Here is a 24,376-nt window from a genome sequence, read left to right as displayed (position 1 = left end):
CACCGCGGCCGGCCTGGACCCCCTCTGAACCGGCGGGGTCGGGGCTTTCGGCAGCCGCCCGGCTCTCGGACAGCGAAACAGCGAACCGGTGCGGGCCGGGTCCCCTTCCGAGTCCTCGCGACGGTACCTACCGGTGGGCCCGCTTCCGGCCCGGTTCTCCGCGCACGACGCGGGAGGCCACGAACGGGAAGAGCAGGACCGTGAGGGCGCCGGCGGTGACCATGACGGAGGCGATCGTGTCCTCGATGACCCCCGAGGACACCGCGACCTGGGTCACGGCCACGATGATGGGCAGGCCCGTCGCGGCGTACAGGCCGAGCGCCACCTGGTCGCCCGTCCTCGTCAGCCCGGAATGCGTCGCGGTCCAGCGTTCACGGACGAACACCGGCAGCCCGCGCACCAGCAGGATCACGGCCACGAAACCGAACAGCAGGGGCCACCGGGCTGCGACGGCTGAAAGGTCGATGCCCATACCGCTGGTCACGAAGAACACCGGGATCAGCAGGCTGAACCCGACGATCTCGACCTTGTGCATGACCTCGGCCGCGTGCTCGGGCGCCGTGGCGCCGAGAGCGGCGTTCAGCAACAGGCCCGCCGCGAAAGCGCCCAGGGCGACGTCGAGTTCGAGCACGGCGGTCAGCAGCATCAGCGTGACCAGGACCAGCACGGTGACCCGCAGGGTGGTCTGCATGGTCGTGTTGGACGCGTCCGCGAAGGCCCGCCTCAGCAGGGGGAGACGGCTGAAGAAGCGCCCCGGGACCGCGACGACGGCCACCGCGGCCGCGGAGAACAGGAGCAGGATCGCCGCGGACTGCCAGGTGCCCCGGGTGGACAGCAGCAGCGACATCGCCACGATCGGCAGGAGTTCGCCGTAGGCGCCGTGGACCATGGCGGCCCGCCCCAGCGGCGTTTCCATCGCACCGGAGTCCTTCAGGATGGGCAACAGGGTGCCCAGAGCCGTCGACGTCGAGGCGATCGCCAGCACGACCGCGACGTGTGTGTCCCCCCGCAACAGGAGCATCCCCGCCCCGAAGCCGAGCAGGGCGCACAACCCCCAGGTCAGGGCGGCGTGCCTGCCCTGCCTACCGCGCATGTCGGTGGTGTCGACCTCGAAGCCGGCCAACAGGAACAGGAACCCCAGACCGAGTTCACGCAGGAACCGGACCGATTCGGTCTCCTCGGCCAGGCCCAGGGCGTGCGGGCCGATGATCGTGCCGAACACCAGCAGCCAGACCACGTCCGGTACCTTGCGGCGCGTGACCAACGCCAGTACCGGAGCGAGAACCGCGGCCAGGGCGATCCACCACATCGACAGCAGGTTGTCCACGAGCATGTGTCCCTCGGCCATGCGGGAATGCTAACGAAGGAGGTGCTGACCTGCGCGGTAGCACATCCGTCCTTGACCGAATACCTGTTTTGGAAGCTGTTCTCCGCGCAGGGGTACCGGGCGGAGCCACCGGTCGGATCGCCGGGGCTACGGGGCGTCCGGTGCCGCGTGGGGGCGGGGCGGTTGCGCGGCGGCCCGGTGGCGCAGCCGGATACCGACCGCGCTGGCGACGAGTAGCACGGCGCCGGCGACGAGCAGGACACCGGCGGCCGACACCTCGCCGTCGGTGACCTCCCAGACGAGCCGCGGAACCGCGACCGTGGCGGCGAGCACACCGAACACGAGCGCCGCACCGGGGCCGCGTGACGACGAGCGCCACAGCGCGAACAGGGTGAACAAGCCTGCCGCGACGGCGAGCTCGGCGATGTGGTTCGCCGGTGTTTCCAGCATCAGGGCGCCTGTGTAGGAGGTCACCGCGCCGAGCCCGACCGCGGTTCCCTGCTCGCGCAGCACGCCCACCACCGCGAGGGCGATCGTCAACGCGCCGAGGAGCAACAGACCCGTACCGGCCGCAGTGGAAGCCAACTGCCATCCGTCGGAGGAGAACTCGCTCCCGCGGTTCGAACCGACGAGTTCGTAGACCGCCTCCTCCACCCCGAAACCGACGAGAAACGCGCTCATGCCCCAGGCCGCGACCAGCCCGGGCGCGGAGCGCAGCAGTGCGTAGGCGGTCGCGGCGACCACCAGCCCTGCAGCGGACGCCCAGGTGGCCGAGCTCGGTACGAACCCGGGGGGCAGCGCTCCCTCCGCGGCTTCGGCGACGGCGAAGGCCGTGGAGAGCGCCGCCAGGGCGAAAAGGGCGCCGCCGAGCCGGCGGCGGACCGGGGCCGTCTCCGCCGACCGGCGAAGCAGGGCTGGTCCGCCTGCCATCCCGAACCCCGCCGCCGCGAGCGCGGCGGCGACCACGGCGAGCAGCGTGACCCGGACCCCGATCTCCAGGACGTCCCATGCGGTGGCCACGAACGTGCCCACCGCCGCGAGCACGAGTCCGCCGCCGACATAGCCCAGTACCTCCGCCCAGCGGATCCTCGTCCCCGAGCGCTCCGCGGTCGCCTCCAGGGCGGCGGCAACCGCGTCGGCCTGCCCGCGGTCGATCACCCCCTGTCCGACGAGTCTGTCCAACGCCTCGGCGCGGGCCCCATCGCGTGCCTCCATCAGGCACCACCTTCCCGTGGACTTCCAACGGACCACTGACCACTGCCGTCCGCCCCGGCCCTGCGGCTGTCCCAGCGCTCGGGACGGGCATCCCCATTCCAACGCACAACGGTCACGCTGTCCTGAGCAGGGATACTCAGAGCGCCGGCCATCGCCTGGTGCGGCAGCGCCAGGAGACCGGACTCCACACGCGGCTCATGGTGCCGGTCAGGGACGCGGGGGTACGGGTCGGCGGTGCCTTCGCGCGCCTGCGCCCCCCGGCTCCTGGCCGGAGCGGTTCACGGCACGTCGACGGGCAGCAGGGCGGTGAAGTCCTCCCGGGTCGCGGGGGTCTCCTGCCCCATCAGGCGGCCCGCCTGCCGGGTGATCATCCGCTCCAGCACCTGGCGGGCGTACCGGGCGTTACCGAACGATCCGTCCCGTTCCACGGTCGAGAAGTGCGCCGCGAGCGTCCGCAGGGTCTCGGCGCCGCACTCGTAGCCCGAGGTGGCCGCCATCCGGGTGACGATGGTGACCAGCTCGTCGTCGTTGTAGGAGGGGAACTCCACCCGGTGGTTGAAACGGGAGGCCAGACCCGGGTTGGAGTCCATGAAACGGTCCATCTCGACCGGGTATCCGGCGACGATGACGGCGACCTCGTCGCGGTGGTCCTCCATCAGCTTCAGCAGGGTGTCCACGGCCTCCTGGCCGAAGTCGTTCCCCTCGCCCCGGGGCGTGAGGGTGTACGCCTCGTCGACGAACAGCACCCCGCCCCTGGCCTGCTCGAAGACCTCGGCGGTGAGCTGCGCGGTGTGCCCCACGTAGCGGCCGACCAGATCGGACCGGGCGGCCTCCACCACGTGGTCGCCCGGCAGCACCCCGAGGGTGTGCAGGAGCCTCCCGTACAGGCGCGCCACCGTGGTCTTACCGGTGCCGGGCGGGCCGGTGAACACCAGGTGGTGGCTCATCTGGGAGACGGGCAGCCCCATCGACCTGCGCTGCTCCGTCATGAGCAGCAGGTTGGCCAGATCGTTGACGGTGTCCTTGACCTGGCCCAGTCCCACCAGGGCGTCCAGTTCCTCCCGGAGCTCGGAGACCTGCCGTGCGCGCTCCTGGGGGGAGACCGCCCGGTCGGTGTCCTGCACCCCCAGGTCCTCAGGCAGCAGAAGGGTGAGGGAGTCGTGGTCCTCGGGGGAGGTGGAGCTCAGGCGCTGCGCCTGCCGGTCGATCATCTCCTCGAAGACCTTGCGGGCCTCACGCGCGTTGCCGAACGCCGGACCCTTGGGCATCTGGCCGAAGTGCTTCAGCAGAGCCGCCTCCGCCTCGGGCGACAGCCGGTAGCTGCTCCCCTCGCAGAGCCTGCGTACGATCTCCACCAACTCGGAGTCCTCGTAGTTGACGAACTCGATGGTCTTGCTGAACCGGGAGGCCAGGCCGGGGTTGGCGTCCAGGAACTGCTCCATGTTCTCGGTGTACCCCGCCACGATGACGGCGACCTCGTCGCGGTGGTCCTCCATCAGCTTCACCAGGGTGTCGATCGCCTCCCGCCCGAAATCGGGTCCCTTGCCCGAGTCGCTTCCGCTGGACAGGGTGTACGCCTCGTCGAGGAACAGCACACCGCCCTTGGCGCTCTCGAACACCTCGGTGGTCTTGATGGCCGTCCCGCCGACGTACTGGGACACGAGGTCCGCACGGGCGACCTCGACGACGTGGCCGTACTTCAACACACCGAGCTCGGTGAGAATGCGCCCGTACAGGCGGGCCACGGTGGTCTTTCCCGTGCCCGGAGCGCCCCCGAACACCAGGTGGCGGCTCATCGGGGGAGTGGGCAGCCCCATCTCGGCGCGCCGCTGCGCCATCTGGTTTCGGGTCATCAGCGTACGGACCTCGTTCTTGACGTTGTCCAGCCCGATGAGCGCGTCCAGTTCCGCGAGCGGCCCGGTTCCCTCCTGGTCCTCGGTCCCGTCCTCCTCCAGGGGCGCGAGCGGGACGGCGGTTCCCGCCTCGTCGCCGAAGGCGTCCGGGGAGCCGTTGCCCTGGCTGAACAGGTCCTCGGTGTGGGCGTGGTCGCTGGCCACGGTCTGGCGCAGACCGGACCGGCCGTTGTCCCGAGCCGTGCAGTTCTCCACCACCACCTCCTCGGCGGAGTGGACCAGGATGCCGTCCGCCCGGTTCCCGAACACCTCACAGCGCCGTAGGACCGCTCCGGCGTTGGCGGTCACCAGGACGCCGTTGCGCCGTCCCTCGCGGACCCTGGTCCGCAGCACGGTGGCCCTGCCTCCGCCGCGCACCGACACGCCGTCACCGGAGGACTCCGCGATCTCGCAGTCCCGCAGGTCCGCCTCGCCCTCGGGACCCACGCTGACGCCCGCGTCCCGGCTCTGCATGATCCGGGCCCCCTCCAGCTCGACCCGTCCCCCTTCGCGCACGGCCACGGACGCGTTCTTGGTGCGCTCGAAGGTCATCCCCTCGAGCCGCCCCCGCGCGGACCCCTCCAGGAGGGCTCCGTGGCCGCCTGTGTCCTCCACCGACATCCCCCGGAGGAAGGGGGCCCCTCCGGTGACGACGACGCCGTGCCCGCGGGTGGCCCGGACGCTTCCGCGGTCGAACTCCACGACGCTGTCCTCGGCCAGCAGCAGCCCCCCGCCTCCCTCCACGCTCAGTTGCAGGAAGGTGGTGGACGCCCGGCCTCCGGAGCGCAGGGCGTCCCCGGCCGCGTCCCGCACCTCACACGACTCGAACAGGCCCCGGGCGCGCTCGGTGACGTGGATACCCGCCCCCCGGGGCCTGAGCACGCGCAGACCGCTCACCTGGGGATCGCAGCTACCGCGCACCACGAGCCCGTCGCCCGCGGTCTCCTCGACGACGCATTCCTCCACCACGGGGCGCGCCTGGCTGGAGAGGGTGATCCCCTCCTTCTCCGTGTGGTGCACGCGCAGCCGCCGCAGGGTCGTGGCCGCGCCCTCCTCCAGAGCGGCCCCCGGTTTGCCCGTGGCAGTGATCTCGCAGTCCTCCAGGGTGCCGGCGGCCCCTCCGCTCGCGAACAGGCCGTTGCCTCCCGCGTCCCGGAGCACGCAGGAACGCACCCAGGGCCGCCCCTGGTCCCCGATCACCAGCGCGCTGGTCCTGACGTCCTCGATGACGCAGTCCTCGATCATCGTGCGCCCGGCGGACACCACGACGACGCCGGCGCCCTCGGAGCAGCAGACGCGGCTGTCCCGCATCGCGAGGCCGCCCTCGCCCCGGACGGACACGGCCGACCACGCCGCACCGTAGACCTCGCAGCGCGCCATCTCGACCTCGCCGGCGGCGACGTCCACGGTCGGGCGCTCCTCGTCCCGGCAGCGCAGCACCAGCCCGTCGAGCTTGACCGCGTCCGCCCCGGACAGCACCGCGCTGCCCGACGCGCTGGTGATCTCCACGCTCCCGCGCCCCTCGCGTGCCACCAGAGTGACCACCTCGCGCAGGACGAGACTCTCCTCGTAGCGCCCTGGTGAGATGGTGATGACCGCACCGCCGACCGCCGCGTCCAGCGCGGACGAGATCGTGTCGTGCGCTCCTTGGGCACCGGGGTTGACGGTGAGGAGCTGCCTGCTCATCGGTTGCCTTCCTGTCTGCTGCGGTCAGGGACCGCAAGGGCGGTGGGGCGGCGTGTGCCGCCCCACCGCGGGGGGTGTCAAGAGCAGTCGACGCGCATGGCCGAGGCGGCCACGTGGGCGTTCGTGTGCTCTTCGTCGGGGAACGGGTCTTCACCCGCGTTGGTGAGCCGGACCGTGAACTCTTCGTCCGGGGTGACGAATCCGGTCACTTGTACCCATCCTCCTCGAACCTGGGACTGATCGAAACCGAAGACGGCGACCGGGGGGTTCCCCGCGTCGCTTCCCGGGTGGATCCGGTACCGCGCTTCGCCAGCAGCGACCCACAGGGGACTCTCGTCGTCGGGCACGTGGACATAGATCTCGCACGTCGCGCCCTCCTCACCCGGCGCGAACGTCCAGCCGGCGTGCTGGTGGTCGCCCTTTTCGGGATCGCCTGACACGGGGATCGCGTCGTAGGAGCCCTCGCAGCCCTCCTGGTCGTAGCCGCCCGGACGAGTGGCCCAACTGGCCGTGCCCTCGGCACTCTGCCACCTGCCCTCGCTGCTGTAGGAGGAGTCGTCCGGTCCGGCGCAGCCCGGACCGGTGAGTGCGCGATAGCGCTCCTCCACGGGGACGATCCTCTCGGTCGCGTCCGCGAGGATCGATGACGACTCGGGGGAGTCGGTGCCGCTCAGGGGCGGTTCGGCCGGAGCCTCCCCGCCGGAGCCGTCCGCCTGCGTTCCCGAGGTCGTGTCGGAACCGGCGGCGTCGCTCTCGGCGGACGCCGGGGCGTTCTCCCCGCCTGCCGTCCCGGTTTCCGGGGAACCCTCCGACTCCGCCGCCGCTGACGTGTTCCCGGATGCGGTGTCGGTTTCGCCCGCCGCGGTCTCACCGGAAGAGCCCTCGGGTCCGTCCGCGGGCCCACCGTCCTCGGCCCCGTCCGCGGGCCCACCGTCCTCGGCCCCGTCCGCGGGCCCACCGTCCTCGGCCCCGTCCGCGGGCCCACCGTCCTCGGCCCCGTCCGCGGGGCCACCGGAAGAGCCCTCGGGTCCGTCCGCGGGCCCACCGTCCTCGGCCCCGTCCCCGGGGCCACCGGACGAGCCCTCGGCTCCGTCCGCGGGGCCACCGCCCTCACGTGTTCCGGACTCGCCCTGGGGTCCATCAGCCGAAGCCGTCTCGGTACCGTCGGCCGCGTCCGCGGATCCGCTCTCGGTCGAGGACTCCTGCACCGGAGGGCGATCGGCGCCCGACCCCTGTCCGGTCGGCGCCGAGGTCTCGACCGCGCCGGTACCCCCCGAGGCGTCACCCGGATCGGGGAGCGTGGGACTGGTGCCCCCGTCCTGGACCTCGGGTACGAACCCGGGGTCGGCTGCCCGCTCCGTCACGGGTGAGCCGTGCCCGTCGGCCCCCGCGGCGGCCGACCCGGCCGTCTGGGCGGACCCGTCACCGGTCTGGTCGCCGAGCGCGTTGGCCACCGGTGTCTGCTCGGCGACGGTCTCCAGGGACACCGCGGGCATGCCCGCGGTCACCGCGAACGGGGCGATGACGAGCAGGGCTCCCGCGATGGCCGCGCCGGCCAGCGCAGGCGCTCCGGGCCGGTCGAGAGCGGTTTCGGCGTCGGCCTCCCCGTCCCCCCTCCCAGCGCCGCCCCCCAGGACCGCGGTCGGTTGTCTGGAAGGCTCGGCGGCCTGATCGGCCTCCGGGACGGTCGGTCCGGGGACAGGACCGGCCTCTCGCAGGGAGCCCGTCTCCCCGAGTAGCCGCTGTTCCGGTACCGGTTCGGACAGGGCGGCCTGGAAGTCGAGAGCCGTCTTCTGGTCCGCCGGACCCGAGGCGCCCTCCCCGGCCGCTCCGCGACCGTCCTCGTCCTTGGGAGACCCGGTCACCGTCGGCTCCCAGGAAGCCGGGTGTTGAAGGAATCGGACGTGTCGACGTTCCTCTCCTCCATGTTCACGATGTTCCCGGAGGACTCAAGGGTTCCGTCGGCAGCCTGAGTGAGACCCAGGGAGATCAGGGGAAGCAGTTCCCAGAGGAGGGACTCGGCCACTCCCACCGTCTCCTGCATCTGCTTGGAGTAATCTCCCTTCTCCCCCCACGGCACCCCGTGGGGCTCGCGGGCGTCGAAAGCGCCGTTGATCATCTCATCGGCGTAGTCGGCGGCCTCGTAGATCCGTCTGCCGTCCTGGTTGATCCCGTCAGGATCGGCGGAAAAGCCGTGATTCGACGCGGACATCGTCTTCCTCCTTCGATCGCACTGTTCGCTGTGCACGGATGGTCATCGGAAGTCGTCCAGGGAGACGCCCATGGAACGAAGGGTCTGTTCCACATCCACCTCTCCCCGCATGACCGCTGCCGTGTCGACGCCCTCGGGGGCGAACGCCTCGTACACCGAGGCGACCCGCTCCGCCATCTGGCGCTGGGCGCGGTCGATCACCTCGACCAGGCCCGCGGACAGTTCGGCGGGGGCCATGCTCCGGTAGCCGTCGGTGTGGAACTTGAGCTCAGTCAGACGTCCCGTCGCGTCGACCGTCGCCGTCACGAGTCTGTTCTTGGCGGTGACCTCTTCGGTTGCCGACTCCAGGTTTGCGCTTGCGTCCTCGAGTTCCCGCATCGTCGTTTGAAGACGTGCCAGTTCGGCTTCCATCTGTTCCCTCATCGATGAGCTCATGACGGGGGGTTCCCTTCTTCTCGCCGGGCACGGGTCGGCCGAGAACCGCCTTGCCGCGGGTCTTGTCCGTGCCCCAGACCTTCTCGTCCTCGGAGAGCCAGGTGGCGCGGTTGCGCTCGCGTCCGTTGTCGCCGCCTCCTCCGCCTCCGCCCATGCCGCCGCCCATGGGCGGCATCATGGGCGGCATCCCCGGCGAGCCCTGCCCCGCCGTCCTGGGCTGGCCCGACAGGCCTCCTTCGCCGCCAGGCCCTCCGGCTCCACCGCCGACCTGTCCCAGCGCCCCGCCGTCACCGGGAGCGGCGAACATGGACGAGCGGTCGGAGGAACCGGGGCCTGCGACCCCGTCACCGGGACCGGAGGAGGTGGGCGGTGGTGTGCCCAGACCGCCGTAGTTGAGGTCCATCGGCGGGCTGCCGCTCTGGAACGGCATCGAGGGGTTGTTCGGACCCGAGGGGTAGTTCAGCGGCTCGGGGTCCGGACGCCTCTCCGTGATGGCCTCGCCGGTCAGGGGGTCGATCGGGTACGGCAGCCCGGTCTCCGGATCGATCTCGGCCGGCTCACCCGTGATGGGGTTCTCGTAGACGCTCTCCGAACCGTCCGGGAAGTTCGTGCCGAGACCGGGGTCGGGTGAGGGGAGGGCGCCCGGATCCGGTGCGACGGGCATACCGGTGATCGGATCGATCGGCGCCACCTCTCCCGTGACCGGGTCGAAGTTGATCGGCAGACCGGTGTCCGGGTGGAAGGGGATCCCGGTGTCGGGGTCGACGGGGAAGGGGCGTCCGGTGTCCGGGTTGATCGGCAGCCCGGTCTCCGGATCCATGTCGAGCCTGGTCCCGCCGTCCTGCACCGGCAGTCCGGTGGTCGGGTCGATCGGGAGAGCCGCGCCGGTGTCCGGGTCGAAGTTGATCGGCAGACCGGTGTCCGGGTGGAAGGGGATCCCGGTGTCGGGGTCGACGGGGAAGGGGCGTCCGGTGTCCGGGTTGATCGGCAGCCCGGTCTCCGGATCGACCTCCAGTGACGTGGGCGGAGGGAAGTCCGTGCCGAGGCCGGGGGTGTCTCGGCGACCGCCCCCGGGGCCTCCCGGGCCGTTCATGCCCAGGGGAGGCGCACCGGGCAGGAAGCCCCCGTGGCCGCCGCCGTCGGGGGTGGGGGGGACCCCGTCGGGACCGAACGCATCGGATCCCACGCCGTCCGGTCCGTTGAGGGGCATGCCGGGGCCTCCCGACACGTAGGTGGGCGGCCCCTGGACGGGTGTGTCGCTCCCGCCGCCGAAGGAGTCCGGGGCGCCGGACCCGGGTCCGTTCAGTCCGAGGTGGTCCGGTCCGGGGAGTTGACCGACGCCACCGGGGCCGTCGCCACCGGGTCCACCGAGATTCAGGCCGGGGCCCTCGCCACCGGGGCCGCCGAGGTTCAGGTCGGGCCCGCCGTCGGTCTCATAGTTGAGGTCGGGGCCGCCGTACCCGGTAGGCGGATCATTCAGCCAGTCCGGGATGTCCGGCCCGCCGTCACCGCCGCCGAGGCCGTCGTCTCCTCCGCCCGGGCCGTCGCCCCCGCCGAGGCCTTCGTCGTCGAACGTGAGGTCGATTTCATCCGGGAAGTCAGGGACATCGGGCCCGCCGTCGGGAATGTCCTCGTCCCCGATGTCGGAGATCATGCTGATCGGGGTGCCGCCGTCCGGGGCCTCGATGGGATGAAGGCTCTTCTGCGCGCTGTCGTAGATCTCGTTCAGCGTCGTGTAGAGCGTTCCAGCGTTGTTGATGACGTTCTCGTAGTTCTTTTTCCAGATCTCCTTCAGGCGGTTGTTGACGTTCTCGTCCGTCGCGGGGTTGCTGACCGGGCCGTATACCCCCTCTTTCACGCGAATCCAGAACTGGCCGGTGGCGTCGTTCCAGATCTGTTTTCCGTTGCTCTCATGGTGGTACCACTGGTCGAGAACACCGCGCATCGAGTAGGAGTCCGTGTTGATCGCTTCATGCACGGAATCCCTCAGGTCCTGGGCGGGTCCCTTGATATCGCCCTTCAGGTCGCTGATCGCCTTGTGGTTGTTCCTGACCATCGCCTCCATCTCCTGGAACCGCAGGAAGAGATCGTAGATCTTCGCGCCGAACACGGATGCCGCGGCCCCGGTCATCGGGCCCTCGGGGATGTCGAGGTTCTGGTAGGCCGTCAGCAGGACGCCGTTCGAATCCTTTCCCTCCCCGTAGGTCTCGAACATGGACTCCAGTGTCACCAGGTTGCCGATGAGTTCCCCGGTGGGCTCCCAGTGAAAGTTTCCCGTCTTTCCTGAATCGAGGTTACTCAGGGAATCCGGTATGACCTTTGAGAGGTTGTCCAGGGCTTTGATGAAGGGTGTCTGAACGTCCTCCGCGTCGCCCCCCTTGTCCGGCTCGGGGTCGCCCCAGAGGCCTGAGACCATGGTGTATCCGGCGTAGTCCCAGCCGTGGGGCATCTCGTACGTGTGGGCTCCGAACGCGACGAGCTGTGTTCCGGGCTTTCTCATGGACCACCAGCGGTTCATCTCCGCGCCGTCGTAAGTCCAGTCGAACCCGGTGAAGGGGTTGGTGTCCTTCGCGTGGTGGTACCTACCGTGATTCACCCACAGCACTTCGGGGCCGATGATCGTGTTGATGCTCGGCATGCGCGGGTGGCTGCCGTCGCTGTTGCCCGCCCCGTCGGCAACAATGTTCATGATGTCGTGCAATTCAGGCATTCGCCCCCCCTTGTCTGCGGCGGCCGGTGTATCACGAATAGATGTCAGGGCGTGGGAGTGTCAGTGGGGGAGCCTGTTCCGCCCATGAGGTAGGAGACCTGGGCCGCGTTCAGCTCCTGGTCCTCTTCCAGGCTCTTGAAGGTGCCGACGTTCGCGTTCACGCGCTGCTCGATGCCCTTGAGCTCCTTCTGGAGACTGGACATGATCGAATGGAGCGAAGCCATGGACTGATCGATCTTGTTGGCGAGCAGTCCGGCGGTCGGCAGGAGGGCCGGGTCGCCGAGCCGAGTGACCTTCGCAGCGCCCTCCGCCCCGTCGGAGGAGCTGCTGTAGACGTAGAAGTTAGGGGTCTCCTCTTCCAGCACCTCGCGGACTTCGACCACGAACGTGTCCTTGAAGCCGTCGATCCTCTCGAGATCGATCTTCGTGCCCTCTGCGGTCGAGTCGCCGTCTCCACCTCCCCCGCCTCCCCCGCTCTCGTCCTCCTTGTCCTCTTCCTCGTCTTCTTCGTCTTCTTCGTCTTCTTCGTCTTCTTCGTCCTCCTCATCCTCTTTACCGTCTTCGTCTTCTTCCTTCTCCTCTTCTTGGTCTTCGTCCTTGTCTTCCTCTTCGTCCTCTTCTTTCTCCTCTTCTTCGTCTTCCTCCTCGTTCTCGCCTTCCTCTTCGTCATCCTGATTTTTCCCGCCCGGGGTCCTGCTCCGTTCTGGAGCGAAGATTCCGGCGGGTTCGAGGTCCTGGAGCTCGGTCGTGTCCTCAGCGGCGGATTCCTCCTGACCGGGATCACCTCCCCCGGTGTTCGACTCGTCGCCGATGAGGGGATCGGGCGTGTCTGAGTCTTCCTTCTCGTCCTCGTCGCCGTATCCGCCCACAGGGCTTCCAGAGCCGACCGACGCGGGCCCAGGAGGCCCCCCGTCACCGGTGTGGTGGTCGGGTCGGTTGCTCACGCCCTCCTCACTGGGCGGCTGGGCCGCGTCGCTGTCGCCGTCCGTGTGACCGTCCGCGTCGTTGTCCGCGTCCCCGCCCTTGTGCCCGTCTGTGTCGCCGTCCGCGTCGCCGTCCGCGTCGCCGTCCGTGTGACCGTCTGTGTTGCCGTCCGCGTCCCCGCCCTTGTGCCCGTCTGTGTCGCCGTCCGCGTCGCCGTCCGCGTCGCCGTCCGTGTGACCGTCTGTGTTGCCGTCCGCGTCCCCGCCCTTGTGCCCGTCTGTGTCGCCGTCCGCGTCGCCGTCCGCGTCGCCGTCCGTGTGACCGTCTGTGTCGCCGTCTGCGTCCCCGCCCTTGTGCCCGTCTGTGTCGCCGTCTGCGTGGCCGTCTGTGTCGCCGTCTGTGTCGCCGTCTGCGTTGCCGTCCGCGTCGCCGTCGCTGTCCGCGTCCCCGTCCGCGTCGCCGTCCCGGACCTCTTCGTCCTCGTCTGCGGGTGGTTCGACGGTCACCAGGCCGGTCTCGGGGTCGACCGATACGGAGCCCTCTCCGGGGTCGATACTGATCTCGCCGGTCTCACCGTCCATGACGAGGCGCTGGTCCCCGATCTCGACGGTGACGTCGGCGAACTCGCCCTTGATCGGGTCGACCTCCAGGTTTCCGGTCGCCGGGTCGATCACCATGGTCAGGCCTCCGGCCTCCACGGTGATCGGGGGGGAGTCCGGCGCGAGGGGGACGTTCTCGTCCGACGGCTCGATGCGGACCTCGCCGTTCTCAGGGCCGACCGTGATCTCCAGGTCCTCCGCGAGGATGACGGTCTCGCCGGTCTCCGGGTCGACGGTGACCACAGGCCCGGTGGCTTCGACGGGGTCGGAGGACTCCTCGTCCGGGTCACTGACGGGTACGCCCTCGACCTCGGCGGAGACCGGTTCGGCCTCAGTCGCCGGGATACCCTTCATCACCGGTGTGAACTCGGCAGGCGCGGCCTCCGTCGGGGGAACGCCCTCGGCCGATGAGAAGTCCTCACCCAGGTCCGACGCCGAGGGTTCCCGGACGGAGACGACGTGCACCGGATCCTCCAGCGGTTCCGTCACCTCTCCCTCGGGGGCAGCTCCAGCGTTGGCGGGTACGCGCTCGGAGGCCGGGACGGACTCGGAGTCCACCATCGGCTGGAGGTTCCTGCCCTCCACCGCCAGGCTGGCCGTCCCGAGCTCCGCCTCGGTGCTGTCGCCCAGGACGATCTCCCCGTCGCGCTCTCCCACCTGGGAGGGCGACTCGGGGTCGATGACCACCTTCTGGTCGGCGGTGTCGACCTCCACAGAGCCGGAGCGGTTGCCCATCATCAGCAGGCCGTTCGACAGGTTCAGGCTGATGGGGGAGCCTGCTGACCCGGACTGCGACGAGTGCGCCTGGGACGTCAGCGTGTTGAGGAGCTCTGCTTGCTCCTCTTCTTCCTCGACCGGGGGCACCGGCTCACCGGAGAGGGCGGCGCGAAAGTCGTACTTGGATTCGGCCACGTTGTCTGTCTCCTTGCCGCCCGTACGGCGGGCATCGTCCGAACGTAGGGGGTGGGGGCCGGGTCCGTGGACTCACGGGCCCGGCCCCGGCAGGCCGAGAGGGGCGGCGGCCCCGTCTTTCCCCGAGCCGCGGCAGGTGCGTCGAGGGGAGGGGCACACCTGTGCCCGCCCGGCCCGGGCGGGCCGCCTCAGAGCAGGGCGGACCAGTTCATGGCCTCGCGGCGGTCCGTGCCCGAGTAGTTGTTCCGGATCTCGTTCAGGGCGAGCTGCGCCTTGCCCAGCAGAGTCCGCATGTCCGCGACGTTGAGGCGCCAGGAGGAGATCTTGGTCTGGTAGTTCTCCTTCATCTCACCGGCCATGTCGGACAGGAGGGTCTGCATCTTCTGATCGAGCTCCTCGATCTGCCGGGCCACCGCCTCGGTCTGCTGGGCGAGGCGACTGGTCGCGTCGTCCACCTCGGAGTACTTGACGTCGAATCCCTGCATGGGCTCTGCCTCATCTCGGAAGTGCTGATCGAAGGTCTTCGCGTGGGGGCGCGGTCGGCGGCCACCGGCCGTTCGCCGCGGGGGAGGACAGCCGGAGCCGTCAGCCCGACTGGTTGGGGTTCAGGTCGTCGATCCACCGGGAGCCGGTGACGATCGCGGTGTCCTCGGCCTGGTGCATGGCGTTCACCGTGCCGCCGAAGGTCCCGATCATCTGGTTCATGTCGTTGGTGACCAGCCGGAGTTCCTCCAGCCACCCCACCAGCGCCTCGCTGTAGCGGTTGGACGCGGCTCCCTGCCAGGAGGCACGGAGCCCGTCGCGCAGGTCGTCGACGTTGGAGTAGATGTTGTTGCACTGGGTGTAGGCCTCGGTCATCGCCTCCTCGGCGAGTCGGTTGGCCTCGTCTGTGTTGCGTGTTCTGCTCATTGACTTCATCTCCACTGTCGTCGTTGGCTAGGGGCAGGTTTGCCCTCCGGCCCGAGGGGAGGCCGCCAAAGGCATCGGGGCGGCCTCTTGGCTCAACAGCGGTCCTGTGGGCAGGACGCGCAGTAGGGACATCGGCAGCGGGGCCGCGTTCGAGGCCGTGTAACCGAGGGCGTCGAGTGCCGCCTCGTCCGCCACGGGGTACTTGGCGGCCGCGTCGGTCACGACGAAGAAGCTCGGGGCGCTCGCCGAACCACCCACGGGCACGGCTCTGACGGCTCCGCCCAGACCCGCGGGAATCCCCACCAGGTCAGGTGTGGGGCAGCCGGGCTCCACGAAGGGGCGGTCCTGGACGGGCCACGCCTCGATCTCCGCGGGGTCGTCGACGGTCAACAGGGACGTCCCGTCCTCTTCCCAGCGCATACAGGGAACGGCGGAACCCATGTCCAGAGCGGTGGGCGGAGCGGTGGGGAGTCCGTTCGCGTTCTGGGGCGCGGAAGCTTCGGAAGCGAGCGCCTCGTGCGCTTCGGAGGGGCTGAGCGCGAGAGCCTCGGGCGGCGTGTCGCCGTAGGCCGGACGGTAGACGTCGGGGTCCGAGAGGAGCAGCAGCGCCTCCGTCAGAGTGAGGGGGACCAGGCCCTCCCGGGTCAGGAGGTAGTGCTGGTCCTCCTGGCCGGGGGTGGCGACCGCGAACACCTGGCCGACGCGCTGTCCGGTGCCGACGGGGTCCGGTCCGGGGTCCCCGGCCCCGGGTACGGGAGGCGCCTCCAGGTCCGGTCCCTCCGGGATGGTTCCGAGGAACGCCGAGGAGACGGGCAGGGGGGTGCTGGTGCCGTAACCGAGGGCCTGGACCGCTCCGGACCCCTCCTCCACCCGCAGCCGGGCACTGCCCCACAGGAGGTACACCGTGCCGTCCGGTCCGGACACGAGGATGCCTTGGTCGAGGCCGGGGGACCGGGGCGGCGGCGCCTCTCCCGCGACCAGGGCGGTCCGACCTCGCGGGTCCTCCTGGTCGTCGACCAGCGGCAGGCCGCAGAACCGCCACACGGACGCGGTGCCGTCCTCGGGCAGTGCGTCCGGAGCACCGGGGATCCCCACCGGGCCGCTGACCGGGAAACCCTCCAGGGAAGCCTGTTTCACCAGGCTGGTCTGTGCGCCGCTGCCAAGGATCAGTCGTGCCGAGGCCAGGTTGCCGACCGGACGCAGTGTGCCGTCCGAGTACAGGTAGGTGGCACCTCCGTCCCGGTCGACGACGATACGTCCCTCCTGCTGCCACGAGGTGGCCCCGCCGGGCATGATGAGGCCGAACACGAGGAATCCGACGCAGATGAGCGCCCCGATGCCCAGACCGATGTAGGTGCCTCCGCGCGTGCGGCGCATGGGTGCGTCCACCGCGTCGGGGTCGCCCTGCAGCATCGCTGTCCCGAGACGGCCCACAGTGAAGTTGTAGGCCATCACCCGGTCGCGACGTGACTGCATGTCAGCCTCCGATCCCGCGCAGCAGGCCGTACACCCCGTACAGGGCGAGGACCAGGGGAACGATGCCGATGCACAGGATCAACTGGATGATCTCCGCCGCCCGGCCCCAGTGCGGGATCGGGCGCGTGCCCGGAAGCGACCAGGAGATCACCGTCAGGAGGGCCGTGACCGCGAACAGGCCGACCACTGCGAGCAGGCGTTGCACCGGGTCAGCGCTCCAGGCCAGGTCCACCGCCAGGACCATGAGCCCGATCCACGGCGGGGCGGTCATGAGGATCCTCTGCCAGGCGCTGGTCAGGCCGCGGGTCTGGAGCAGCATCACCAGGCACACGACGAGGGAGAGGGCCTTGGGGGCCCAGCCCGGTTCGAGCGAGAGCACTGTGAGGCAGACGGCGAGCACCGCGCCGGTGGAGGCGTAGAGCGATGTCTGGAAGCGGTCGGCGAGCGCGGTCCGGTCCAGGACCCTTCGGGCGGGGAAGGGCTCGATGTCCTCCTGGAGTTGCTCCGGGTTGGCGGGGAGCGCGGGCATACGCAGGCCGCTGAGACGGAACGCGAGCTGGGGGGCGTAGGTACCGACGAAGAGGGCGACGGCACCGACCAGGGCCGCGGCCTGTGCTGAGGAGGTGCCGGGCAGGAACATCAGGGAGAGCCCCCCGACGACCCCCAGCGCCTCCACGGTGAACAGGCCGGTGAAGAAGGGAATGGCCCCCGCCACGGCCGCGACACCCAGCACACTCGCGCCCGCGGCTGTCAGGGAGGCGGTGAGAATGGTCGCACCGAGGAGCAGGGTTCCGGTTTCGCCGCTGGGGACGCAGGCTCCCGCGAGCCCCATGGCGAGCGTCGCCGTGCCGGCCAGGCCCTTGGCGGCGCTGAGGTCGGCCATGGCCCGGGAGGCCGCCCAGGCGGAGGCCAGCATGAGGAGCGAGGAGGTCGCGGCGCCGATCGCGGTGAACAGGTCCAGGCCCGAGCCCGCCATGACGACCAGGCCGGTCAGCAGCACCAGCAGTCCCAGCAGCTGGAGAAGGATCCGCAGGTGGGAGGGCTCCCAGCGGTCGGAGCGCTCGGAGATCCCGTTGGCCACCCCGTCGACGATGTCGTCGAAGTGCACCGGGGGCAACTGGTCGCGCCGGGGGCGGAGGTAGAGCGTCTCACCGTGGCAGAGGCCGAGGGAGGACAGGGTCTCGTCCTCTTCCAGGGGTTCGTCTCCCAGCTGCTGGAGCACCCACCCGTCGTGCTCCAGCCCGGTCTCGTCGAGATCCGCCCCGTCGTCGCTCTCGGCGTAGAGGACCAGGGTGGGGATGATTTCGGACAGGGGGACCTCGACCGGTGCCGCGATCTCGAAGGAGCGCTCAGGAGCGCGGATCAGGAGGCGGCAGGGGTCGCCAGTGGAGGGGTCGTTCACCTGGGGCCGATCGACAGGGGGCACGGGGGCTCAGCGGTACGGAGATTAACACCTTCTGAGTGTCATCTGTTGTTGCGTTGAGTTAAATCACTTTATTCATGTTTTTGAGTGGTGCCGGTAGTTTTTAGAGCCTCGTGGTGATCATGAGTGCGTGACCTTCCGGCCCCCAGCCGGTAACCCCGTTCCCCTACCCTCTGGGCCGACATCCGGTTCCTCGAAGGAGACCCCCGGTTTTGAGTACCATTCGCGTGCGGAGGCCGCCCCGACGGCCCGGACCCGACCTTCCGTCCGGTGAGATCTCCCTCCAGGAACCTCCGGAACTGGCGGACCAACAGTCCTCCATGTCCTCGGTCTTCATGTACCTGCCGATGGCGCTGACCTCGATGGCGATGCTCATGATGATCATCCGCCCAGGCGGCATGGGCGGTGCGGGCGGCACCGTCATGCCCTTCATCGCCGGAGGGATGATGCTGGTCGGAGCCGTCGCCATGCTCGGCGGGCAGTACCTGCGCGCACTGCTCGAACGCAGGACCAAGCTCAACGACGACCGCCGTGACTACCTGCGCTACCTGCGCCAGATGCGCATCCGCCTGCGCGGTGTGGTCACCGAGCAGCGGGACGCCATGCTCTGGCGAGCCCCCCACCCCGACGCACTGTGGTCCATCGTGCGCACCTCGCGCCTGTGGGAGAGGCGCACCGACGACGAGGACTTCGGCGAGGTCCGGATCGCGGTCGGCGCGCAGGCGCTCTCCATGAAGATCTCCCCGGTCTCGTCCAAACCGGTGGAGGACCTCGAACCCCTCAGCGCGCACGCGCTGCGCCGGTTCATCCGCGCCTACGGCACGGTGGACGACCAGCCGGTCCAGGTGTACCTGCGCGGATACGCGAGGGTGACGATGCGCGGGGACCTGTCCGCCTCACGCGGACTGACCCGGGCGCTCCTGGGACAGCTCGCGGTCTTCCACTCCCCGGACGACTTCAGGGTCGTCGTCTGCGCCTCCGCCCAGTCGATGCCCCACTGGTCGTGGACCAAGTGGCTGCCGCACGCCCAGCATCCGAGCGCGCGCGACGGTGCGGGGGCCCTGCGTCTGCTCTTCACCGACGCGGTCGACCTGGAACAGGCCCTTGGCGCGGACCTGATGGACCGTCCGCGCTTCGACCCCTCGGCGACTCCGGACAAGGAGGAGCCCTTCACCGTGATCGTCGTGGACGGGGGCAGCATCCCGCCCGGGTCGCGTCTGCTCGGAGGCGGCTACCGCAACACGGTCGTCATCGACGTCCGCGACCCGATGCCACCCGAGGACGACCCCTACACCCTGGCGCTCCGGGTCGAGCCGGACGAGCTCGTGATGTTGGGGAGCGACCACTCCGGACGCGACACGGAGGAGACCCTGGGGCGGCCGGACAGCCTCAGCGGGGTTCGGGCGTCCGCCCTGTCCCGGCTCCTGGCTCCTTACCGTGCCAGCGGTGTCGCCGCCGAGGTGTCGGAACCGTTGACCACGGACTTCGAACTGACCACACTGCTGGGCATCCGAGACCTGCTGGCGCACGACCCCGAGCGGATGTGGGGGGAGCTGCACCCGAAGAACCGCCTGCGGGTGCCGATCGGAATGACCTCGGACAGCGCGCCCCTGGAACTGGACCTCAAGGAGTCCGCGCTGGGAGGCATGGGTCCGCACGGCATGCTCATCGGCGCGACCGGCTCGGGCAAGAGCGAGCTGCTCCGCACACTGGTCCTCGGCCTGGCGCTGACACACACCCCCGACACCCTCAACTTCATCCTCGTGGACTTCAAGGGCGGCGCGACCTTCATCGGGCTGGACGAGCTACAGCACACCTCCGCGCTGATCACCAACCTCGCCGACGAGGCGATCCTGGTGGAGCGCATGCAGGACGCCCTGCACGGAGAGCTCGTGCGCCGACAGGAGCGCCTGCGGGCGGCGGGCAGCTACAGCTCGGTGCTCGAGTACGAGAAGGCGCGGGAATCGGACCCCTCGATGGAGCCGCTGCCGACGCTGTTCGTCGTGGTGGACGAGTTCAGTGAGCTGCTGGCCGCGCACCGGGACTTCATGGACCTGTTCGTGATGATCGGCCGCCTGGGGCGCAGCCTCGGGGTACACCTGCTGCTGGCGTCACAGCGGCTGGACGAGGGGCGCATGCACCAGCTGGAGAGCCACCTCTCGTACCGGATCGCCCTGCGGACCTTCTCCGCGATCGAGAGCCGGGGGGTGCTGGGTGTGCCCGACGCACACCGCCTGCCCTCGGCACCGGGCAACGGGTACCTCAAGACCGACACCGAGACGCTGACCCGCTTCAAGGCCGCCTACGTCTCCGGCCCCTACCGGGTGAGCCGGCGCTCGGTCAGCACCGGCCGCGGCGCCGACCTGGGGACGGTCCTGTTCACCGACTCACCGGTCCCCGTGCCCGAGGAGGCCCCGCAGCCCCGGCCCGCCGAGGAGGAGCTCGAGGAGGCCGGATCACTGCTCGGGCTCGCCCTGGAACGGCTGAGCTCCCACGGCCCCGCGGCCCGGGAGGTGTGGCTGCCGCCCCTGGGGACCCCACCGCTCCTCGACGAGATGCACAGAGCGATCGGACACGACGTCCCCGAGGGCGGGGTCCGCTGGAACGAACGGGGATCGCTGAAGGTCGCCGTGGGCATCATCGACCGCCCCTTCGAACACCTCCGGTCACCCCTGACCGCCGACCTCTCCGGTGCGGGCGGGCACATCGGTGTCGCGGGCGGTCCGCAGAGCGGCAAGAGCACGCTCCTGGCCTCGGTCATTCTCGGCCTCGCGCTGGTGAACACGCCGTCCCAGGTCCAGTTCTACGCGATCGACTGCGGTGGCGGACTGCTCCAGGCGCTCAAGGGCCTGCCGCACATGGGCAGTGTGGCGCCCCGCACCGACGAGCGCCGCATCATCCGCACGGTGCTGGAGATGCACGAGATCCTCGACCACAGGGAGACGTTCTTCGCCGACCACGGCATCGACTCCATGGCGACCTACCGTGCGCGCAGGGCCGCGGGCGAGTTCGCCGAGGAACGGTACGGGGACGTCTTCCTGGTGATCGACGGCTGGGGCACCATCCGCCAGGACAACATGGACCTGGTGGCGTCCATCGTGCAGCTCGTCCAACGGGGCCTCAACTACGGCCTGCACGTGATGGTCGCCTCACCGCGCTGGGCGGACTTCAACACCGGTGTCCGCGATTTGTTGAGTACCCGCTTCGAACTGCGCCTGGGCGATCCGGTGGACTCCCTCGTCCACATGCGGGCGGCGCAGACCGTCCCCAGGATCCCCGGACGCGGCATCACCGACGACAAACACCACTTCCTCAGCGCGCTCCCGCGTGCGGACGGTGAGGCGGACTCGTTGACGGCCGCCGCAGGCATGGCGGAGATCGTCGAACGGGTCAAGGGCGCCTGGGACGGTCCGGTGGCACCCCCGGTACGCACCCTCCCCGCGAAGTTGCGCGCGGAGGAGCTCCCCGGTTCCGACCTCGCAGGTGTCAGCGGCGTGCTCCGCGTGCCACTGGGGCTGGAGAGCCGCCGCATGCAGCCCTTCTGGCACGACTTCGGGGCGACCCCCCACCTGCTGGTCGTCGGCGACACCGAGTCCGGCAAGACCAACATCGTCCGGCACATCACCAACGCCATCCGCGAGCACTACGGTCCGACGGAGGCGCGGGTCGTCCTGGGCGACCAGCGCCGTCAGCTGTACGACGCGGTGCCCAAGGAGATGCAGCTCGGCTACGGTGTCTCCGCCGACAGCGTCCGCGAGATGATGCAGGCCGCCGCACAGGCCATGCAGGTGCGCGTCCCGGGTCCCGACATCACCCCGGACCGCATCCGCTCACGCGACTGGTGGACCGGTCCGGAGCTGTTCGTCATCGTCGACGACCTGGAACTGGTGGCTGGAAGCGGACCGAGCCCGATGTCACCCCTGCTGCCGCTGATCTCGCAGGGGGCCGAGATCGGGATGCACGTCATCGTGGTCCACGCGGCCGGCGGGTTCGGCCGTACGGCCGGTGACCCCTTCATCCGGACGCTGATCGATCTCAACACGCCCAGCATCATGCTCTCCACACCGCCTTCGGAGGGCATGCTGTTCGGCTCCGTCCGGGCCCGCCGCATGCCGCCCGGCCGGGCCCTGTGGATCTCCCGCCGCGACCCGGTCGAGGTGCAGTTGGCGATCGCGGAGGGGCAGGAGGACTCCTGAGCACGTTTCACGCGTCAAACACGTGCGGCGGGCCGCTCCGACCGGAGCGGCCCGCCGCACGTTGACGCCTCGCACCGATCGCGCACGTGTCGGTGCAACCGGCACGTGCGCGTGTGGCCGTAAGACGACACCGGGGGTCTGCACGGGTCAGCGGTTCCGCTGCCCGGTCCGCATCGTGCCGGGGCAGACAGCCCGCGCGATGCTGACCGGCCCTGCGTGACGGCCTAGTCACGCAGGGGGTCCGGCCTTGGTCCGATGGGTACCCGCTCGTCCTGTGCCGAGGGTCGCCACGAACGCGCGCGACCGTTGCGCACGACCGCGGCTCCCAGGGCGCACACCACGATCAGCAGTGCGAAGCCCCCGGCCACGATGGAGGTGGGCAGCGCTTCCAGGGTTCCCTTGGGGGAGGGGTCCGGAACGAAGACTTCGCCCGCCACCGAAACGGACTCCTCGGTCGGGTGGGACGTCAGGACACCCACGGGGTCGATCCGCCCGCTCCCTTGTACGGGGTCGCCGTCTCCGCCGGGGGACGGGTAGGCCGTGGCCAGCAGGCGGGCCCGGAGCTCCTCGGGTCCCAACTCCGGCACGCGGGCGCTGAACAGGGCGGCGGTACCGGCCACGAAGGCGGCCGCCACCCCCGCGCCGCTGGCCGTCACGTGCCCGTCCCCGACACCGGGAGCCACGGCCCGGTCTCCCGGAGCCATGAGGTCGACACGGGAGGGGGTACCGTCCGGCAACGGCAGGGGGGACTGGATCAACGGCGGGCCCTCGGGGGTGTGACCCGCCACGGCGAGCGCCGAGGGGTGCTGGGCGGGGTGGCCGGGTACCGGTCCGCGTGCGGTGCTCACGGTCGCGGGGGCCACGACCAGCGATCCGCCTTCGGTCGCGGCCTCCACCGCCTGGTCCAGTTCCGGAGAGCCCACCCACGTCGACGTGGCCACGAGGATGACCTGGGCCCCGGACTCCGCCGCCGCGCCGACCCCGGAGGCGATCTCCCCGGGTGTGGCCACACCCGTCTCCGGCGTTCCGGTCGGGACGAACCGCAGGGTCGCGTCGGGGGCCACGCCCACGCTCGCGCTCCCTTCGAAGGGACGCCCGCCGACGATGCCCGCCAGGAGCGTTCCGTAGCCGAGGCAGTCCGCCGTGCCGCCCCCTTCCACGGCGTCCGCCAGCGCGGGCCCGGTGGCGTCGAGTTCGGGGGCCAGCAAGGCCACCGTCACCCCCGCCCCCGTGCTCAGGCCGTGCGCTTCCTCCAGACCCAGCGCGCCGTGTGTCCAGGGGGCCTGGTCCACCGTGTCGGTGCCCTCGGGACCGCACGGCTGCTGGGCTCCCTTGAACTCGTGGACCTGCGGCAGCTTCGGCGGGGGGTCGGGCGCGTCCGCCCGGGCCGCCGCGGGGAGGGCGAACTGCCCCAGGACGAGCACGGCGGCGACGGCGACGCGGCCGACACGGGTGCGCGGGGCCGGGGAGTCGGTCAACAGGTTCTCCTGTCGTGCGGGAGGGGCTGGCCCCGTGGGGCCCCGACGGCGGCGCGCCGCCCGGGGCGCCGCCTCGCCCTCGGACCGCTCTCGGGAGGGGAGGACGGCCGCGGCCGGGCAGCGCCACTCTACTACTCCCGTCCGCCGGGAGCGCGGGCACAGGAGGCGCCCCCGGGCTGGACCGAGCTCCTCAGGTCACCTGCGGGCGATGCCCTGGAGGGCCGCCAGGTTCTCGGCGCGGGCCTCGACCGCGTCGGCGTCCACCCTGCCGCCGTTCGGATCGTCCACCGCGCCGACACTGGCCCTCAGGGCCTCCAGCGGGGTCAGCCCCTCACCTCGTAGGCGGACGTGTTCCATGGTCCACCAGCCACGGGCGACGTTGCCCGCGACGTCGGGAGGGAGCAGCGGCTGGAAGTCGCTGGCGTCATCGGCTTCCGACGCCCACAGGTAGCCGATGAGCGTGCCTTCCCTGGTGACGGGCACGTAGATCACCGGGCCGTCGGTGACCGGGGTGTAGGACCTGCCCATCAGCACCGGGGCGAGCGCCTCGTCGCTCCACCGGTCGAACACCAGCGGAGGCTTCGGTCCGGGCGCCGTGTCCCCGACCGGCCCGGAGGGAGCCCCGGAGAGCACCCGGGACAGGGTGTCGGAGTTCTCGGCCTCCTGGGCGGCGGAACCCTCGGGAACCCCTCCCGCCACCGGGTCGAAGGGCGCTCCCACCCAGTCGAGTACCGCTCGTTCGGGGGTGGTCCCGGCATGCGCCGCCTCGCTCAACCTGCTCTCCCAGATCCCTGCGGCCGGCGTGTCCGCGGAGGTCTCTCCCCGCGCGTCGGTGAAACCCGCGGCGTGCTCCTGCGGATCGCGGGCGAACCACAGGTAGCCGATCACCGCGCCCTCCGCGACGACGGGCAGGCCCGAGACCGGGCCCTGGGAGTGCGATGCGTATCCGCCCTCCGAGCCGTTCACGGCGTTCATGATGGAA

15 protein-coding genes are annotated in these 24,376 nt (G+C 70.5%); 1 reads left to right on the top strand and 14 read right to left on the bottom strand.

The genetic code is table 11. The annotated features are described in order from the left end of the window. Positions 1-127: 127 nt before the first annotated feature. The 12 genes from AC0VYD_RS17295 to eccD form a co-directional block, all read right to left on the bottom strand. Positions 128-1,348 (bottom strand): cation:proton antiporter, encoded by a 1,221-nt coding sequence (locus AC0VYD_RS17295; protein WP_475476558.1) that lies wholly within the window; start codon positions 1,346-1,348, stop codon positions 128-130. A 126-nt stretch (positions 1,349-1,474) separates the two neighbouring features. Further along, positions 1,475-2,542 (bottom strand): DUF2157 domain-containing protein, encoded by a 1,068-nt coding sequence (locus AC0VYD_RS17290; protein WP_475476557.1) that lies wholly within the window; start codon positions 2,540-2,542, stop codon positions 1,475-1,477. Positions 2,543-2,820: 278 nt separating this feature from the next. Then, a complete protein-coding gene (locus AC0VYD_RS17285; RefSeq protein WP_475476556.1) occupies positions 2,821-6,120 on the bottom strand; it encodes a right-handed parallel beta-helix repeat-containing protein in 3,300 nt (1,099 codons plus the stop codon). 77 nt (positions 6,121-6,197) lie between these two features. Continuing rightward, positions 6,198-7,985, bottom strand: coding sequence for a hypothetical protein (locus AC0VYD_RS17280; RefSeq protein ID WP_475476555.1), 1,788 nt, complete (start codon positions 7,983-7,985; stop codon positions 6,198-6,200). Further along, positions 7,982-8,332, bottom strand: coding sequence for a hypothetical protein (locus AC0VYD_RS17275; protein WP_475476554.1), 351 nt, complete (start codon positions 8,330-8,332; stop codon positions 7,982-7,984). The genes AC0VYD_RS17280 and AC0VYD_RS17275 overlap by 4 nt, the downstream gene beginning before the upstream one ends. Positions 8,333-8,374: 42 nt before the next feature. Then, complete coding sequence (locus AC0VYD_RS17270; protein ID WP_475476553.1) at positions 8,375-8,710, bottom strand: YbaB/EbfC family nucleoid-associated protein; 336 nt, start codon at positions 8,708-8,710, stop codon at positions 8,375-8,377. Continuing rightward, entirely contained in the window at positions 8,601-11,477 is a 2,877-nt protein-coding gene (locus AC0VYD_RS17265) for a hypothetical protein (RefSeq protein WP_475476552.1), read from the bottom strand. The genes AC0VYD_RS17270 and AC0VYD_RS17265 overlap by 110 nt, the downstream gene beginning before the upstream one ends. A 44-nt stretch (positions 11,478-11,521) precedes the next feature. After that, positions 11,522-13,864 (bottom strand): hypothetical protein, encoded by a 2,343-nt coding sequence (locus AC0VYD_RS17260; protein ID WP_475476551.1) that lies wholly within the window; start codon positions 13,862-13,864, stop codon positions 11,522-11,524. Between the two features lie 236 nt (positions 13,865-14,100). Next, positions 14,101-14,397 (bottom strand): WXG100 family type VII secretion target, encoded by a 297-nt coding sequence (locus AC0VYD_RS17255; protein ID WP_475476550.1) that lies wholly within the window; start codon positions 14,395-14,397, stop codon positions 14,101-14,103. A 100-nt stretch (positions 14,398-14,497) separates the two neighbouring features. Continuing rightward, positions 14,498-14,821 carry a WXG100 family type VII secretion target gene (locus AC0VYD_RS17250; protein ID WP_475476549.1) on the bottom strand — a complete coding sequence of 108 codons (324 nt, stop codon included), beginning with the start codon at positions 14,819-14,821 and terminating at the stop codon, positions 14,498-14,500. A gap of 27 nt (positions 14,822-14,848) precedes the next feature. After that, positions 14,849-16,297 carry a type VII secretion protein EccB gene (gene eccB / locus AC0VYD_RS17245; RefSeq protein WP_475476548.1) on the bottom strand — a complete coding sequence of 483 codons (1,449 nt, stop codon included), beginning with the start codon at positions 16,295-16,297 and terminating at the stop codon, positions 14,849-14,851. A gap of 1 nt (position 16,298) precedes the next feature. Then, positions 16,299-17,723, bottom strand: a complete 1,425-nt coding sequence (gene eccD / locus AC0VYD_RS17240) for a type VII secretion integral membrane protein EccD (protein WP_475476547.1) — start codon at positions 17,721-17,723, stop codon at positions 16,299-16,301. 209 nt (positions 17,724-17,932) lie between these two features. Here eccD and eccCa point away from each other — a divergent pair, with 209 nt between their 5' ends. Further along, complete coding sequence (eccCa, locus tag AC0VYD_RS17235; RefSeq protein ID WP_475476546.1) at positions 17,933-21,916, top strand: type VII secretion protein EccCa; 3,984 nt, start codon at positions 17,933-17,935, stop codon at positions 21,914-21,916. Positions 21,917-22,140: 224 nt separating this feature from the next. Here eccCa and AC0VYD_RS17230 read toward each other — a convergent pair whose 3' ends face one another. Beyond that, positions 22,141-23,394, bottom strand: a complete 1,254-nt coding sequence (locus AC0VYD_RS17230) for a S8 family serine peptidase (protein ID WP_475476545.1) — start codon at positions 23,392-23,394, stop codon at positions 22,141-22,143. A 195-nt stretch (positions 23,395-23,589) separates the two neighbouring features. Then, the gene (locus tag AC0VYD_RS17225) at positions 23,590-24,369 is read right to left on the bottom strand and encodes a hypothetical protein (protein ID WP_475476544.1); all 780 of its coding nucleotides are present in this window, start codon (positions 24,367-24,369) and stop codon (positions 23,590-23,592) included. Positions 24,370-24,376 lie beyond the last annotated feature (7 nt).

The sequence above is a fragment of the Nocardiopsis sp. iso_40 genome, from assembly GCF_056173285.1.
This window is presented reverse-complemented; position numbering and strand designations above follow the sequence as displayed.